This window comes from Luteimicrobium sp. NPDC057192 (assembly GCF_042670205.1).
GTDB lineage: Bacteria > Actinomycetota > Actinomycetes > Actinomycetales > Cellulomonadaceae > Luteimicrobium.
The window spans coordinates 1-17,587 of the sequence record NZ_JBHUWD010000019.1 but is presented as its reverse complement, the minus strand read 5'-3'; the positions used below and the strand labels follow the sequence as shown (position 1 = coordinate 17,587).

The following is a 17,587-nucleotide window of genomic DNA, read 5'->3' as shown; positions in this document are numbered from 1 at the left end:
GGGGACCGGCCGTCGGACGGGCGTCTGGGGGACGCGTGACGAAGACCCGTGCACTGATCGCATCGATCCTCGCGTTCGCGCTGGCGCTGCCGCTCACGGTGGCCGGCGTCCTGCTCGCGCCCGCAGCCGAGGCGGCCGGAGGGACGCTCGAGGTCACGAAGTCGGTGGACTCGCCCGGCCCCTACGGGCCCGGCGACACGTTCACCTACTCGATCCAGGTGACGTGCCAGTCCGCGTCGTGCACGGATGCCGAGCTGACCGACACGCTCCCCCCACCTCTGGTGCTCGACGGCGACGACGCCGTCCAGGTCACCGCGGGCGGCGGCGGCACCTACGACACGTCGGGGACCGACGGTGACGGAGGCACGACGGTCGACGTCCTCGCGACGCAGCCGCAGGCGGACGGCGGGACCGGGATGGCGCCGGGCACCATCGCGAACATCAGCATCCGCGTCCGGGTGCCGTCCGATGCCACGGCGGACTACAACGGCACCGTCACGAACACGGCGAACGTCCAGCAGACCGGCGGCAACTCGGACTCGGACACGGCGGACGTCACGATCGACGTTCCCACGACGCTCGACACGACGGTCACGAAGGACGCGAGCCCCGCGTCCGTGCCCGCGGTCCCCGGCCGTGCCGTGCAGTTCACGATCCACGCGCAGAACACGTCGAACGCGAGCGTCGACTCGCTCGTCGTATCGGACCCCTCCGCCGACGGCGACGACCCGTTCCAGTACCTCGCGCTCACCGGCATCTCCACGCTCACCCCGCCCGAGGGCGCCGACACCGTGCAGGTCGACTGGGTCGACGCCGCCGGCACCACGCACACCGGCACGCCCGTGTCCCCGATCCCCGACGACCCGAACACGCTCCTCGCCGGCATCGACCTGACGCAGGTGCACGGCATCACGTTCACGTTCACGGGTCCCGACGGCATCCCGATCGACGGAGAGGCGACGATCGTCCTCGACACCGAGACGCGCGACAACGTCGCCGACCTGGAGACGGGCACGACCGTGGTCACCAACACGGCCGAGTCGGACGTGACGAAGGGTGACGACACGGCGGACGACACCGACGACGCCACCGTGGACGTGGTGAGCGCGGACGTGTCGGTGACCACGAGCAAGGAGTTCGCCGACGACCACCTGCTCGCAGGCGACTCGACGACGGCGACGATCCGGTCCGAGGTGGGGTCGCAGCCGGTCACCACGATGGTGATCGACGAGCCCACGGACGGCGACGACGACCTCGCGGACCAGGGGCTCACGTTCGGCGGCTTCGGCGCCGGCGTCGCGTGGCCGGCCGGTGCCGACTCCGTGTCGATCGTCTACGACTACTCGGACGGCACGTCGAGCGACGCGCAGACGTCCACCACGCGCGACACCATGCCGCCGGTGCCCGCGGGGCACACGGACGCCGACGTCGTCGGCTTCCACATCACGTTCACCAGCGACGACCCCGACGGTATCGAGCCCGGGGACGCTGCGAGCATCCCCTTCGACGTGACGGCGCAGGCGGTCCCGGGCGCCGACGACGTCACCTCCACGAACAACACGACGACGACGGTCACCGACGACGCGGGCCAGTCCGGCACCGACGACGCCTCCGACGACGCGACGCGCGAGCCGGCGCGCATCGACACCAACGTCGACAAGGTGTTCACGCCCGACGAGATCCTCGGCGTCCCGGGGGCCCGTACGGTCGTCGAGCTCCCGGCCGAGGTGTGCGGCCAGGCCCAGGTCGACGCCGGCACCTGCGACCAGACGTCGACCGTCCCCTCGGACGACCTCATCGTCTCCGACCCTGCGAACCCGGGCGCGACGCCGACCGAGTTCTGGGACCACATGAACCTCACCTCGATCGGGCCCATGGACATCCCGGCCGGCTCGACGCTGCAGGTCAACTACTGGAACGGCTCCGCGTGGGTGCCGCTCGCCGGCCCGATCTCCTCCGACCAGTCGCCGTGGACCTACCAGATCGGCACCGACCCGGGCCCCGACGACATCCAGGGCATCCAGTTCGACTTCGAGCCCACCGACCCGGACGCCGGGCTCCCGCCCGGCTTCAAGGTCGAGCCGTACCTGTCGTTCAGCCACCGCGCGACGTTGCGGAGCGACCCCGGCACGTCCGCGCTGCCCACGGGCACCGACCCCGTGACCTACACGAACGACGTGGAGTCGCAGGTCGACAACCCCGACGCCGACACGAGTCCGGTGACCGACGACGACGACGCCGACATCACGGTCGACCCGACCGACGGCAGCGGCCCGGGCGACTCCGTCGACAAGGGCTGGGTCGACCCCGACACGGGTGACGTCCTGGACTCCGGCGTCCTGGTCCCGGCACTCACCGACGACCAGCGCACCGCGCGGATCAGCTGGGGCACCGGCGGCTACCCGATGAGCCAGGTGCAGCTGACCGACGTGCCCGCCCCCGCGACCGGGGACGCCGTCGCGGACACGGTCTACGACGCCTTCGACCTCGTGCGCATCGCCCCGATCACCACGTCGACCGACCCGCTCATCGCGTTCGACCAGGTGTCGAAGGTCGAGCTGTTCGACGGCTCCGCAGGCGGTGGGACCGGTGCCTGGGTCGACGTCACCGCGGCTGCCTGCGCGAACGGGTGCGACGGGACGTTCGGTGGGTACACCTTGACCACCGCCCAGCAGGAGTCGACGCTCAGCGTCCGGCTGACGTTCGTCGAGAGCCCCACCCGCGCCTCACGCATCACGTCACCCACGGACCCGCCGGTCGGCTCCGGCGTGGCCCAGTCCGTGGGCAACGACCGCCCGGTGGACCTCGTGTTCCGGATCCGACAGGACATGCGGGTCTCGGGCGACCCCGTGCTCGGCAACGACCCGGACAACGGGAGCCAGCCGTACAACACCGGGACCGACGGCCTCGTGTCGAACACGGCCGGCATGGACAGCTGGGCGCCCGGCACCCCGACCACGGACCCGGCGGACTACCACGACACGGACTCGGCGGTCATCACGATCACCGACCGGCCCGTCAACGTCAGCACCACCAAGCAGTTCGACGAAGACACCCTCGGCCTGCCGCCCGACGGCACCGCGGCCGCCGACTACCCGAAGGACGCCCTGACCCTCACAGCGAACAACGACACGAACGCCAAGGTCAGGTCGATGACGATCCAGGACCCGGCGCCCGTCACGGCAGACACACCCGCGTCCAACACGTTCGACCTCATGAACCTCACGGGGTTCCTCGCGATCGACGCCCCGACCGGGGCCGACGCGAGCGCGACCGAAGTGTTCCTCACCGTGGGCGGGACGGAGCAGCCGGCCATCACCGCCGACGCCGCCCTCGCGCTCACCGCGGGCGACCTCGCCGACGTGACCGGCGTGCGCGTGGTGTTCCACGGCCTCATGGTCACGACCACCGACGACACCACGCCCGCCCGCGTGGTCCTCGACATGCAGCTCCGGGCGGACCACCGCGGCGACGGCACGCCGATCACCGACGCGGACGCCGTCGACAACTACTCGTTCGCGTCCGCGACCAACCCGGAGGACACCGCGTCGGGGACGGCGAACGACACCGTCAACATCGCCGAGCCGACCTACGGCGTCGACGCGACGAAGACCATCGACCCCGCGAGCCGGTACGAGGGAGAGACCAACGCGTACACGGTCGACCTGACGGGCAAGCCCACCGGGACGGTGCGCACCACCTTCCTGACGATCACCGACGACGACCCGCTCTACTGGAACGCGTTCGACTTCACCGGGTTCCCGTCGCAGACCGTCAACGCACCCATCAGCCGCGTCAAGGTCGACGCGCTCGTGGGCGTGACCTACTCGCTGGACGGCGACACGCTCGTCCAGCAGTGCAACGGCTCCGACGACCTGAGCAGCTGCTGGGTCGAGGGCGACTACACCGATGCGGCGAGTCCCGCCCTGCCCGCCGGCGTGGCCGCGGCGGACGTCGAGGGCCTTCGCTTCACCTACGACGCCGGTGACGGCCAGCCCAACTGGGAGCACCCGTCCAACCCCACCGCGCACGCGACGTTCTCCGCGGAGCAGCGCACCAACCTCCGGTGGAGCCCGGACGGCGAGAACGTGACGCCGGTCCCGTCCGACCTGCCGACGAACGACAACGCCCCGGGCGAGGACGTCCTCGGGCGGACCAACAACACCATCCAGGTGCACAGCGAGGGCTCGTGGAACAACGTCGAGGGTCCTTGGACAGCCGACGACACGGCGAACGACTACACCGACTACCTCCACCTCCCCAACTCCGTCGAGGTCACCAAGACGCCGGGCAACGGCAACGCCCAACCGACCAACGAGTCCCCGAACAGCCCGATCAGCTATCAGTTCGTCGTCACGAACAACGGCCAGTGGCCGCAGACGGGCGTGACGATCGTGGACACGCTGCCGACCGACGACGGCGGACCCCAGCTCGTGCCCGCCTCGCAGGAGGTCCCCGACAACGGGACCTGCGCCCCGGCCGACCCGGACTTCGTCGTGTCGCTGCGCACGACCGACGGCCCGGACGAACCGATCGGGGGAGCGAGCGCCCAGTACTGCATGAGCGCTGACGGAGCGCCCACCATCGCCGTGACGCTGCCGGAGGGCTTCGTGCTCCAGCCGGGCGACGCGATCGTCGTGGACACCCCCCTCGAGTACCGCGGCGGGACCGATCCGGTCGCGCCGGGGACCGACGTCGTCAACTCGGTGACGGTCTCGGACGACCGCGTCTACGACACGTGCGACAGCACGCACAACGCGTCGGTGAACAACGACCAGACGACGAACGTCCCGAGCTGCACGGCGGACACCACCACGCAACCACGCGCCCTGACCCCGCTGCGGATCACCAAGGCCGTCAAGGGCGTCGGCGCCGGCGACCCGGATGCCGCCCCGGGTGACCCGAACTACGACGACCTCGGCGTCCTCGACGTCAACGCGAACGACCAGAACGCCTCGGGCTGCCAGGAGCCGAGCGTCCCGAACTATGCGGGCGACGTCATCTACTACGGCAGCTCGTGCGTCCCGATCACCCGGCCCGGGGGCATCGAGCGCTGGCAGGTCCGGCTCGTCAACGCCGGCAACATCCCGGCGCACATCGTCGCGGGCATCGACGTGCTCCCGACGCCGGGCGACACCGGGGTCGTGGTCCCGACCGCGCGCGGTTCGGAGTGGCGTCCGCGGCTCGTCGGGAACTTCACCTACGACGGCCAGCCCGTCGGGGTCGACACGCCGATGAAGCTGTACTACACGACGGACACGCTCGACGAGACCTGCAACGAGGCGGACATCCTCAACGAGACCACGCCCGGCGGCGTGGACTGGTCGGACCCGGACTACAGCGGCTGCCAGGCCGACGTCGAGGGCCGCACGTGGACGGCGGTGACGAGCCAGACGCCGGAGAGCGACCTGGCTCAGGCGACGGCGCTCAAGGCCGTGCTGACCTACAACGCTGCCAACGAGGGGCTCGCCCCCGGCGACGACCTCGCGCTGACGTTCGACACCCGGACGCCCGCCAACGCGCCCCAGACCACGGCCGGCCAGGAGCCGATCGCCTGGAACTCGGTCGCGGAGGGCGCGCAGGGCACGTACACCGACCCGGACGACCCGGACTCGGTCGTCCAGCACCCGGTGAGCCTCGTGACGGAGCCGCCGAAGGTCGGCGTCGCGATGGCGACGGGCTCGATCAAGCTGACGAAGGACGTCGTGACGCCGCCGGGCACCGACTTCCCCCTTCCGGACAGCTACCCGGTCAAGCTCTTCTGCACGTCGGTCGGGGCCGTCGACCAGCCCATCCCCGTGCCCGTCCAGATCCTCGACACGAACGGGACCGACCAGAGCGTCGTGAACGTGCCGGCCGACGGGACGACGATCACGGTCAACGACCGGGCGAACCCTGACACGACGCAGTGGTCGAACGTGACCCTCCCGTGGGGTGCGGAGTGCTACGCCCAGGAGCAGCCGACGCCGCAGGGCTCGACGGTGACCTACGACCCGTCGTCGCCGATCCTCCCGGCGCGTTCCGCGTCGATCGAGGCGTTGCGCGACTACTCGGACCGCACGGACATCGCGCACCCGATCTCGACCGACCCGGACACCATCAACGGCGTCACGGTGACGAACACGTACCAGAACGCGGGCTTCAGCGTCACCAAGACGGTCGACGCCGGGGGTGCGGCCGACCAGGACGGGAACGCCATCGCGTACACGCGGGACTACGCGTTCTCGGCGTCCTGCACGTTCAACGACAGCGAGGTGGTTCCCGAGGCGGACCGGACGTTCACGATCAGCGGCGGCGACACGAAGACCGTGACCGGCCTGCCCGCAGGCTCCGTGTGCACCGTGACGGAGACGGACGCGGGCGACGCCGCGTCGACGAGCATCACCACGACCACGGGCGACGGCGCAGCCGACCCGGTCGACGGCACGTCGACGACGTTCACCCTCACCCCGGACAGCGACCAGACCGACCCGACGACCGTCACCAACGCGGTCGCGGTGACCAACGCGTACACGGTGGGGTCGGTCGAGGTGACCAAGGAGCTCGCGGGCGACGCGGCGGACTTCGGGACCGCGCCGTTCACGGTCCACCTCATGTGCACGCTCGACGGCACCGACCCGGACCCGGTCTACGACGCCGACCACACGCTCACGTCTCCGGACGACCTGACGTGGACGGTCGAGAACCTGCCGACGGGCGCGCACTGCGACGTCACCGAGCCGGACGCGGGCGGCGCGACGTCGACCACGATCGACCCGGCCGACGGCGTCACCGTGCCCGGCCCGGACGACTCGCCCGCGACGGCCGCGGTCACCGTGACGAACACGTTCGCGGCGGGTGGCTTCACGGTCACGAAGGCCGTGGACGACGGCGGCGCGGTCGACCAGGACGGGAACGCCATCGCGTACACGCGGGACTACACGTTCACGGCGTCGTGCACGTTCGACGGCAACGAGGTCGTGCCCGAGGCCGACCGTACCTTCACCCTGAACGACGGCGACACCAAGACCGTGGACGGGCTCCCCGCCGGTGCCGAGTGCACCGTGACGGAGACCGACACGGGCGGGGCGGCGTCGAGCACGACGACGACCACCGTCGGCGGCGAGACAGGCGACCCGGCTGACGGGACGACGTCGACGTTCACGATCGCGCCCGACGCGGACGGCGAGGTGACGAACTCCGTGCTCGTCACGAACGCGTACACGGTGGGCTCGGTCCAGGTGACGAAGACCATCGACGGCGACGCGGCCGACTTCGCGACGGCGCCGTTCACCGTGCACCTCACGTGCACGCTCGACGGCACCGACCCGGACCCGGTCTACGACGCCGACCACACGCTCACGCCTCCGGACGACCTCACCTGGACGGTGGACGACCTGCCGACGGGTGCCCATTGCGACGTCACCGAGCCGGACGCGGGCGGCGCGACGTCGACCACGGTCACCCCGGCCGACGGCGTGACCGTGCCCGGCCCGGACGACTCGCCCGCGACCGCGACCGTCGGCGTGACCAACACGTTCGACGCGGGCGGCTTCACGGTCACCAAGACCGTGGACGACGGCGGCGCCGTCGACCAGGACGGGAACGCCATCGCGTACACGCGGGACTACACGTTCACGGCGTCGTGCACGTTCGACGGCAACGAGGTCGTCCCGGCGGCGGACCGCACGTTCACGCTGAACGACGGTGACAGCAAGACGGTCACCGGCCTGCCCGTGGGCGCTGACTGCACCGTGACGGAGACCGACGACGGCGGCGCGGCTTCCACCACGACGACCACGACGGCGGGCGGCGAGACGGGTGAGCCGACGGACGGGACGTCGTCGGAGTTCACCATCGCGGCGAACCGGCTCGGCCAGGTGTCCACGAGCGTCGAGGTGACCAACACGTACACGGTCGGCTCGGTCGGGGTGACCAAGGCCGTGGACGGCGACGGCGCCGCCGACTGGGGCCAGGGGCCGTTCACCGTCCACCTGACCTGCACGCTCGACGGCACCGACCCGGACCCGGTCTACGACGCCGACCACACGCTCACCCCGGGCGAGACGTGGACCGTCGGCGACCTGCCCACCGGCGCGAGCTGCACCGTGACCGAGCCGCGGACCGGCGGTGCCAACGGCACGTCGATCGACAACCCCACGGTCACCGTGGGCGACGACGCCGAGAACCCGGCGGTCGTGACGGTCACCAACACCTTCACCGAGGGTGCCGTGTCGGTCCGCAAGATCATCGCCGGCCTCGGCCAGCCCGGGGACACCCAGTACGACGAGGCCGCGGCCCGCGCGTACACGTTCTCGATCCAGTGCACGCGGATCGTCGACGGCGTCCCGGTCCCGGTCGAGATCCCGGGAGACAACCCGATCCAGGTCACGCCGGCGACCGACCCCGTGGGCCGCTGGACCGGCCTGCCCACCGGCGCCACCTGCCAGATCACCGAGCTGTTCCCCGACGGCGGCGCGCCGCCGCTGCACCTCGTCACCTCGCGCACGGTGACGGTCGGCGAAGGGGGCACGGCCTCCGTCTTCGGCCTCAACGGGTTCCGGACCGAGCCGCTCACGATCGAGAAGGTCGTCGACGGCGACGCGGCGGACGCGGCACCGGCCACGTTCCCGGTGACGATCCAGTGCTTCTACCCGACGGCCGCCGGACCGGTGCCGCTGCCCGTCGAGGACGCCGGCGACAACCCGGGCCCCGTGCAGGAGGAGATCGGGCCGGACCAGCCGTTCACGACGATCCCCGAGCCGATCGGCACCGAGTGCTCGGTGACGGAGGTCGACGACGGCGGTGCCACGTCGACGACGATCACCGGCAGCAACGTCACCCCGGACGGCGACGCGACCGTCGTCCTGCCCGACGACGACCCGGACGCGAACACGGTGACCATCACCAACACGTTCGGCGCGACGGGCTTCACGGTCTCCAAGACGGTGGACGACGGCGGCGCGAAGGACGCGTCCGGCGACCCGGTCGACTACACGGGCACGTACGCGTTCAGCGCCTCGTGCGAGTTCAACGGGTCCGAGCAGCTCGCGGACGCCGACCGGACGTTCACGCTGAAGGACGGCGCGACGCACACGGTCACCGGGGTCCCGGTGAACTCGGTCTGCCACGTCGAGGAGACCGACACGCAGGGAGCGCCGTCCACGACCGTCGTCATCACGCAGGACGGTGACGCGCGCGACGCGACCACGGGGACGTCGTCGGGCAGCTTCGTGCTCCGCGACGGCGGCGCCGAGGTCAACGCGGTGGCCGTGACGAACCACTACACGGTCGGCGCGGTGACCGTCACCAAGCAGCTCGACGGTGACGGCGCGGACGCGTGGGGGAGCGGCCCGTTCCAGGTGCGGCTCGTCTGCACGCTCGACGGCACGGACCCGGACCCGGTCTACGACGCGACGCACGAGCTGAAGCCGGGTGCGCTCACCTGGACGGTGGACGACCTGCCCACCGGTGCCCACTGCGACGTGACCGAGCCGCGGACCGGCGGGGCGACGTCGTCGGCGATCTCCCCGGAGGACGGCGTGACCGTGCCCGGGCCGGACGCCTCGCCGGCGGCCGCCGCGGTGACCGTGACGAACACGTTCGACGTCGGGTCGATCGTCGTCCACAAGGCGCTCGACGGGGACGGCGCGGCCGAGCACCGGTCCGACACGTTCACGGTGTCGCTGGCCTGCACGCAGGACGTCGACGGGACGGCGACCGCGGTGACGATCCCGGGCGGAGCGACGCGCGCGGTCTCGGTCGCGAAGGACGCGACCTACGCCGGGCTTCCCGCGAACGCGGAGTGCACCCTGACCGAGACGAAGGACGGCGGCTCCGACGCCACGACGATCGACCCGGGCACGGTCACCGTCCCCGTCGGCTCGAGCGTCGCGATCACCGTGACCAACACGTTCGGGGCGGCGCCGCCGTCGCCGACGGCCACGAGCGGCACGGGTGGCCTCGCGCTCACGGGTGCAGACTTGTGGCACCTGGGGCTGTTCGCCGCGGGTGTGCTGGCGCTGGGTCTCGTGGTGTTCTTCGCGGCCCTGTGGACGCGCCGTCGCGAGTGACGCGGTACCCCTCCCGCTGCCCTCATGACGCTGACCACGAGACCGCGGCCCGTCCGGTCATCCGGACGGGCCGCGGTCCTGTATGCGCTGGGCGGGACCGTGCTCGCCGTGGCGGCCGCACGGCCCTCGGCCGGCGCCCGCTCGCCAAGCGTCAGGTCAGCTCGACCAGCGCGGTGAAGTCGACGTGCGTGACGCCGCCGGGTGCCAGACAGTCGAGCAACCCGAGGTTCGCCGCGATGTTCGTCTCGACGGCGGTGTCGCCCGAGAACTTGCCGGACGTGATCGTGCCGGTGAAGGTGACGACCGTCTGGGACAGGACGCGGGTGCCGGTCCGCGTGTACTCGAAGCGACTCGTCGTGCCGTCGTTCCAGTGGTAGGTCTTGACCCCGGTCGTCGTCGTGAGCAGCGAGTTGCAGTCGAGGGTGTCCGTCACCGAGCCCGATGCGGACGCGGAGGTGACGCCGGTCTGGCTGGTCAGGCACGAGGGGTACGTGCTCGTTGCGGACGCGGTGACCGTCTGGGCCGTGAGCGTGAGGCCAGGGCTGTAGTCCACGGCGACGGTGCCGGTGCAGGTCGCGTCGAGGGGCCCGGCTGAGGCGGTCGGTGCGATCGCGAATGCCGCGCCGACCGCCAGACAGACGGCGGCGAGACCGGCGGTGAGGTGCCTTCTCATGAGGAACTCCTGGAGAGTCGATCGTGGGCGGGTACGGTCGGGGCGATCCCCTTCGGAAGGGTCGGCCCGGGGACCCAGGTGTGGCGCGGCGCAGTGCGTCGCGCGGTCGGGCGCGGGTTCCGTCCGGACGGGCCGCGGAGGCTCGCACGATCTCTCGATCGGATCTCGACGCGACGTGCCCCCCGGCACTGCCGAGTGTGGCGCGGGCCGAGCTGACCGGCATCGGCGGGCGCGGGTGAAACCCCCCGCCCTCTCCTGACCTGCGACCGCCCGCGCCCGGCGGGGTTGACGGCGGCCTAGCCGGGGCCTATGGTCAACGTATAGGTTGATCAACAACCAGGTTGACTAAGAAGGATGCGATGACCGACGACGACCCCCGCGATGCCCGGCTCGACCAGGCCTTCACGGCCCTCGCCGACCCGGTGCGTCGCACGATCGTCGCCCGCCTCTCGCGCGGCCCCGCGACCGTGAACGAGCTCACCGAGCTCTTCCCGATCACCAAGCAGGCCGTGTCACGGCACGTCCAGGTCCTCGAGCACGCCGGGCTCATCACCCGCACGCGCGACGGCCAGCGCCGACCGTGCCACCTCGACCCCGCGGCCCTCGAGGAGCTCACGTCGTGGATCGACGGGCTCCGGCTCGCCACCGAGCGCAGCCACCGCCGCCTCGACGCCGTCCTGGCGTCGCTCACGCAGGAGGAACCATGACGAACCCCACCACGGTCACCGCCGAGCCCGGCGTTCCGTTCATCGACATCGTCCGCGACTTCGACGCACCGCCGGAGCTCGTCTTCCGGGCCTACACCGACCGGGACCTCGTCGGGAAGTGGCTCGGCCCGCGCGCCTACGAGATGGACGTCGACCACTTCGACGCCCGCACCGGTGGCTCGTACGCCTACACCCATCGCGACCCGCAGGGTGGCGCGTTCGGGTTCCACGGGACGTTCCACAGCATCGCCCCCGACCTCGTCGTCCAGACCTTCGAGTTCGACGGCTACCCGGGGCACGTCTCGCTCGAGTCCGCCCGCTTCGAACCGCTCGACGGTGGCCGCACCCGCGTCACCACGCACGCCGTCTACCAGAGCGTCGAGGACCGCGACGGGATGGTCGCGAGCGGCATGGAGGGCGGGCTCACCGAGGGGTACGAGCGCCTCGACGAGCTGCTCCCGACCCTCGCGGCGTCGTCGGCGAGCTGACACCCGCCCGGGCCGCGAGATACCGAGAAACGGCCGAGATACCGAGTCTGCATCGGTATCTCGGCCGTTTCTCGGTATCTCGTGGCGCGGAGGGCGCGCGGTCGGGGCTCGCGCGGGGGCTGTCGAACGCGGAGATCGCGGGTGAGCTCGTGATCGGGGAGGAGACGGTGAAGTCGCACGTCTCCGAGGTGCTCCGCAAGCTCGGCTGCCGGGGTCGCGTGCAGCTCGTGATCGCGGCCTACGAGGCAGGGCTCGTCTGAGGGCGGCTCAGGTGCGGCGCCTGCCGGCGATCAGGCCCCAGACGAACAGGACGATCAGCGAGCCCACGAAGGCCCAGAACCAGGTCGAGAACGACCAGAAGTGCTGGTTCGGGTCTGCGCCGAACGCGCGCCCGATGAACCCGCCGACGATCGCGCCGACCACCCCCACGACGAGGGTGATGAACCATCCGCCGCTGGCGCGGCCGGGGAGGATGGCGCGCGCGATGGCGCCCATGATGAGGCCGATGACGATCCACGAGAGGAACCACATGCCTCGACCGTGTCACGGGCGCACGTCCTCCGCATCCTGCCCGCCCGCCGAAGTAGACGGGCCGCCGGTCTACCTCGCGAAGTAGACGGGCCGCCGGTCTACCTCGCGGTCAGCGGCCGTGCTCGGAGAGGATCTGGTCGAGGTCCATGTCGGCGAGGAGCTGGTCGAAGTCGATCTCGCGCGCTGTCGCGGCCAGCTCGGGCGTGGCGAACACGCGCCCGTCGCGGTGCACCACGACGCCCTCGGGGAGGTCGGCGTTGAGGCGGTCGAGGACGGCGTCGTCGACGCCGCGTGCGTCGAAGTCCCCGCCGACGCTCGCCAGGTAGTCGGCGGACACGGTGTAGGCGACGGTGCGGATCTCGACGGAGGGCTGGGCATCGGTCATGCGACCAGCCTGCGCTCAGGCCGGGTCGCCTGCGAGCCGGAACGCGAGCTCGGTCTCCCAGCGGCTCATGTCGGGCTCGTCGCGCGGGTCGGTGAGGTAGCTCTCGAGCCGGCAGCCCCAGACGTCGCCCCGCTCGTCCGTGAGCACGTCGAACGCCAGTCCGCCGTCGGCGGCCCAGCGCAGCAGCGCGGCCGTGGCGTCGGCGAGGGTCGCGGGGTGCCCGACGTGCACGACCGTCGCGTACCGGCCACCGGGCAGCGCCCCGGCCTCGAGGTCGCCGAGCGGAGTGCCGGGCGGGGCGGGGTGGGCGAGGGGGATGCCAGCCTCGACCACGAGCTCCCTCGCCATGTCGATGACGTCGTAGCGGAGGAAGGGTGCGCCTGCGGGCTCGAGGCCGAGCGCGACGGCGCTCTCGATCACGCGCGGGATCTGGTCGGCGATCTCCGCGATCGTGGCCATGGTGACCGTTCGCGTGACGCCGACGTAGGGGGTGGGGGGCCGCTCGGCGACCCGTGGTTCGTTCGTCATGCCGGTACCGACCCCGCGACGGCCGCAGACTCGTCGGCCCCGCCCCGCCGGGGTGCGCGCAGCAGGCGGGTGCTCGATGCGAGGGCCGCGGCGCCGACGAGCTCGGCCTGGTCGGCCAGCGTCCCCGGCACGAGCCGGAGCTCCTCGAACACGCGCCGCGGCAGCGCCCGTTCGATCCGTTCCCGGATGCCCGCGACGACGGCCCGGCTCCCCGCGCCCAGCGCCCCGTCGACGACGATCGCCTGCGGGTCGAGCACGAGGCACACGGTCGCGAGGATGGGCGCGAGGGTCCGGCCCAGGTCGGCGAGCACGCGGTGCACGTCGGGGTCCTCGGCCTCCGCCAGCCCGACGACGTCCTCGAACGTGAGCGAGGCCGGGTACGTCGGGCGGAGCTGCTCGATGACGTGCTGGACGGTCGCGACGCGGATGAGGCAGCCGCGGTTCCCGCACACGCAGAGGGGGCCGTGCTCGTCGACCTGGACGTGCCCGAGCTCGCCCGCGAACCCGAGCCTGCCGTGCACCAGCGCGCCGCCGGCGACCACGCCCGCCCCGAAGCCGGGGACGAGGTCGACGTAGACGACGTCGTCGAGCCCGGTCGCGGCGCCCCTCGCGACCTCGCCGAGGGCGGCGAGGTTGGCGTCGTTCTCGGCGACCGCGGGGACGCCGAGCGCGTCGGCGAGCGCGGGTGCCGGGTCGGTCGCGAGCCACGCGGGGGGCGGCGCCGCCGGGTCACGGATCGTCGACCGCGCAGGCCACGGCGATCCGGCGCCCGCGCGGTAGGGGCGGGGGAGCGCGAGAACGGCGCCGCCGATCTCCTCGGGGTCGAGCCCGGACCCGTCGAGCGCCTGGCGCAGCAGGGCGACGCCCGGTCCGACGACGTCGTCGGCGGCGCGCGGGTCGAACGGCCGCACGGCGCGCGTCTCGATGACGCCGTCGAGCGTCACGACCGCGGCCTCGAGCGTCCGGTGCCCGACGACGACCACGGCGACGAGCTGCCGGGCCGCGAGGGCCAGGTGGCGGGGCGGGCGCCCGCGGCCCGGCGTGCGGCCGGGCTCGTCGGTGTGCTCGCGCAGCGTCCCGTCGAGGAGCAGCCGCTCGACGGCGCTGGTGACGGTCGTGACGGGCAGCGCGAGGCGGGTCGCGAGCTCGCGGCGGGTGAGCGGGGCGGCGTGCTCGAGCTCGGCGACGATGCGTTCGTTCGTGGCGCGCGTGCGGTCAGGCATGACGCCAGCGTAGTCAGAGGCGTTCGTTCTTATTCGCTTACTCGTTCGAAAGTGATCAGACTGCAACGGCACAGATGCTTGACCCTTCGCGGCGTGGATTTCTACCGTCACAGGGTCCCGCCTTGGTGCCGCCTCGGAGTCGTTTGAACGACTCCCGACCCACGAGTGGCGCCGGGGCACGTCGCCCCGATGGAGTGGTGCAGATGAACGACACGATGTTCCACCGACCCCGCGCACGGCAGGTCGCGGCCTGCGTCGCGGCGGCCGCGCTCGGCCTGACCGGCCTGGTCGCGTCCGGCACGGCAGCCGCCGCGCACGGCGCTTCCGGCCAGCACGCCGGCAACGGCCACGGCTCGAACGTCCCCGGCCGGCACGGCCACGGATCGCCCGGCAAGGCCTCGACGGTCCAGCGCCTCCTCGCGCAGATGACGCTCGACGAGAAGCTCACGCTCATCACCGGCGCCGACGAGGGCACCGACCCGGCCGGCAAGACCTTCGCCGCGGGCTACCTGCCCGGCATCCCGCGGCTCGGCATCCCCTCGATCCGGCTCGCCGACGGCCCTCCCGGGGTCGCCACGAAGGACGTCTCCACCGGCATGACCTCGACCATGGGCGTCGCGGCCACGTGGGACGAGTCCGCGGCCCGGTCGAACGGCGTCGTCATCGGCAAGGACGCGAAGGCGCTCGGCCAGGACGTCATGCTCGAGCCGTTCATCAACATCGACCGCGACCCCGCGGGCGGCCGCACGTGGAACACGTTCGGCGAGGACCCGCTGCTCACCGGCGCGATGGGCGCCCAGGTGATCGAGGGCATCCAGAGCCAGGGCGTCATGGCGCAGGCGAAGCACTACGTCGCGTACGACGGGGCGAGCGGCAACGTCGTCGTGGACGAGCAGACGCTCCGCGAGATCTACGTGAAGCCGTTCGAGGACGCGGTCGACGCCGGGGTCTCCTCGATCATGTGCTCGTACAACGCCGTGAACGGCGAGGACGCGTGCGGCAACGACACGACGCTCAACCAGATCCTCAAGAAGGACCTCGGCTTCCAGGGCTTCGTGACGTCCGACTGGGGCGCCAACCACGCGACCGACTTCCTCGCCAAGGGCCTCGACCTCGAGATGCCGGGCGTCGGGCTGGGTGGTGTGATCCCGCAGTACTTCGCGCCCGACAAGGTCAAGGCGGCCCTCGCGGCCGGGACCGTCACGCAGGCCCAGGTCGACGACGCGGTGTCCCGCATCCTCGGCCAGTACGAGAAGTTCGGGCTGCTCGAGGGAGCGAGCAAGCACACGGTCACGCCCGAGAACGTGACCCAGGACGCCGCCGTCGTGCGCAGGACCGCGACCGACGCCGCCGTCCTGCTCAAGAACGACCACGGCGCGCTGCCGCTCGGCCGCGGCGACCTCGCGAACCTCGCGCTCATCGGCCCCGGGGCCGGCCAGACGATCGCCACGGGCGGCGGCGGGGAGAGCTCGACGGGCCGCGCCGACCGCTGGGTCGGCACCGCGACCACGCTGAAGAAGGCGGCACCGAACGCGAGGATCAGCTACGCCGTCGGCGACGACCTCACCGGGACCGTCGTGCCGGCGTCAGCGCTGAGCCACGACGGCAAGCCGGGCCTCCTGCGCACGACGGCGGGCTCGTCGGCCACCCAGGTCGACGCCACGCTCGAGTTCACGACGGCGAAGCACGACGCCTTGCCCGCGGGCTCGAACCACACCTGGACGGGGACCCTGACCGCGCCGGAGTCCGGGAGCTACTGGCTCAACTTCGGCGAGCTCGGGACGTCGGGCACCGTGGAGGTCGACGGGAAGACCGTGATCACCGGTGACGGGTTCCTGTCCGCCGCGCCGCGCTACGGCACGGTCAAGGCCGGTGACACGGGCGTCCTGCCCAGCACCGACGGGCTCAACAACAAGCGCGTCCAGCTCGACCTGAGCGCCGGCGCCCACACCATCAAGGTCGACCAGATCGCCGACATCTCGGGGTCGCCGGTCCAGGTGCACCTGTACTGGGTGACGCCGTCGCAGCAGGTGGCCAACACCGCGGCCGCCGTCGCCGCCGCGAAGAAGGCCGCGACCGCCGTCGTCTTCGCCTACGCGACGAACAGCGGCAACCTCTCCACGCCGCTGCCCGAGGGGCAGGACGCGCTCATCAGCGCGGTCGCCGCGGCCAACCCGAACACGATCGTGGTCCTACAGAACAACAACCCCGTCGCGATGCCGTGGCTCGGGGACGTCAAGGCCGTGCTCGAGGGCTGGTTCCCCGGCGACGAGGGCGGGTGGGCGTTCGCCGACCTGCTCACCGGCAAGGCGAACCCGGGCGGCCACCTGCCGTACACGTGGCCGACGGCGCTGTCCCAGGGCGTCGCGAACGACCCCGCGCACCCCGAGCGCGCCAGCAAGGGCGTCGACCCCGGCACGACCACGCCCTGCACGGACCCCGGCAGCTTCGGCACCGTGCCGAACTGCGAGACCGACTACAGCGAGGGCATCTTCGTCGGGTACCGCTGGTACGACGAGCAGAACCTGACGCCGCTGTACCCGTTCGGGTACGGCCTGTCGTACACGTCGTTCCGGTACTCCGACCTGACCGTCCGTCAGCAGCACGACGGGTCGCTCCGGGTCCGCGTCAAGGTCACGAACACGGGCCACACCTCCGGTGACGCCGTGCCCCAGGTCTACCTGGGCGCCCCGGCCCACCAGCCGTCCGGCGCGCAGTTCGCGAAGCAGGCGCTCGCGGCCTTCGACCGGGTGACCGTGCCGGCGCACCGGTCGCGGTGGGTGACGCTGACCGTCGGCGAACGGGAGCTGTCGTACTGGTCGACCGCTCGCGACGCCTGGACCGTCGCGCAGGGTGACCGGACCGTGTCGGTGGGGGCGTCGTCGCGCGACCTGACCGTCCACCGGACGGTGCACGTGCGCTGACCCCACCCCCACCTCTGCCCCTCCAACCGTGAGTGCGGAGTTCTTGCGCGACACGCCAGGCGTGTCGCGCAAGAAC

General features: G+C 72.0%; 9 protein-coding genes and 1 pseudogene. 5 read left to right on the top strand and 5 right to left on the bottom strand.

The annotated features are described in order from the left end of the window. Positions 1-35 precede the first annotated feature (35 nt). Complete coding sequence (locus ACFT5B_RS10495) at positions 36-10,052, top strand: DUF5979 domain-containing protein (protein ID WP_386797949.1); 10,017 nt, start codon at positions 36-38, stop codon at positions 10,050-10,052. Positions 10,053-10,203: 151 nt separating this feature from the next. On the opposite strand, the gene ACFT5B_RS10490 is transcribed toward ACFT5B_RS10495, so the two are convergent. Further along, positions 10,204-10,725, bottom strand: a complete 522-nt coding sequence (locus ACFT5B_RS10490) for a hypothetical protein (RefSeq protein WP_386797948.1) — start codon at positions 10,723-10,725, stop codon at positions 10,204-10,206. A 359-nt stretch (positions 10,726-11,084) separates the two neighbouring features. Between ACFT5B_RS10490 and ACFT5B_RS10485 the strand changes: the two genes are divergently transcribed. The 3 genes and pseudogenes from ACFT5B_RS10485 to ACFT5B_RS10475 all read left to right on the top strand — a co-directional run. Then, the gene (locus tag ACFT5B_RS10485) at positions 11,085-11,432 is read left to right on the top strand and encodes an ArsR/SmtB family transcription factor (protein WP_386797947.1); all 348 of its coding nucleotides are present in this window, start codon (positions 11,085-11,087) and stop codon (positions 11,430-11,432) included. Next, positions 11,429-11,920 carry an SRPBCC family protein gene (locus ACFT5B_RS10480; protein ID WP_386797946.1) on the top strand — a complete coding sequence of 164 codons (492 nt, stop codon included), beginning with the start codon at positions 11,429-11,431 and terminating at the stop codon, positions 11,918-11,920. Before ACFT5B_RS10485 ends, ACFT5B_RS10480 begins: the two co-directional genes overlap by 4 nt. 107 nt (positions 11,921-12,027) lie before the next feature. Beyond that, a pseudogene (locus ACFT5B_RS10475) lies at positions 12,028-12,180 on the top strand (response regulator transcription factor); the annotation flags it as partial. 7 nt (positions 12,181-12,187) lie between these two features. Here ACFT5B_RS10475 and ACFT5B_RS10470 read toward each other — a convergent pair. The 4 genes from ACFT5B_RS10470 to ACFT5B_RS10455 form a co-directional block, all read right to left on the bottom strand. Beyond that, entirely contained in the window at positions 12,188-12,451 is a 264-nt protein-coding gene (locus ACFT5B_RS10470; protein ID WP_386797945.1) for a GlsB/YeaQ/YmgE family stress response membrane protein, read from the bottom strand. Positions 12,452-12,560: 109 nt separating this feature from the next. Beyond that, complete coding sequence (locus ACFT5B_RS10465; protein ID WP_386797944.1) at positions 12,561-12,836, bottom strand: hypothetical protein; 276 nt, start codon at positions 12,834-12,836, stop codon at positions 12,561-12,563. A gap of 15 nt (positions 12,837-12,851) precedes the next feature. Further along, positions 12,852-13,364, bottom strand: a complete 513-nt coding sequence (locus ACFT5B_RS10460; RefSeq protein WP_386797943.1) for a GyrI-like domain-containing protein — start codon at positions 13,362-13,364, stop codon at positions 12,852-12,854. After that, positions 13,361-14,587 carry an ROK family protein gene (locus tag ACFT5B_RS10455; protein WP_386797942.1) on the bottom strand — a complete coding sequence of 409 codons (1,227 nt, stop codon included), beginning with the start codon at positions 14,585-14,587 and terminating at the stop codon, positions 13,361-13,363. Before ACFT5B_RS10455 ends, ACFT5B_RS10460 begins: the two co-directional genes overlap by 4 nt. Before the next feature lie 203 nt (positions 14,588-14,790). Between ACFT5B_RS10455 and ACFT5B_RS10450 the strand changes: the two genes are divergently transcribed. Further along, positions 14,791-17,511: a glycoside hydrolase family 3 protein gene (locus ACFT5B_RS10450; RefSeq protein WP_386797941.1), complete on the top strand. Its 2,721-nt coding sequence runs from the start codon at positions 14,791-14,793 to the stop codon at positions 17,509-17,511. Positions 17,512-17,587 lie beyond the last annotated feature (76 nt).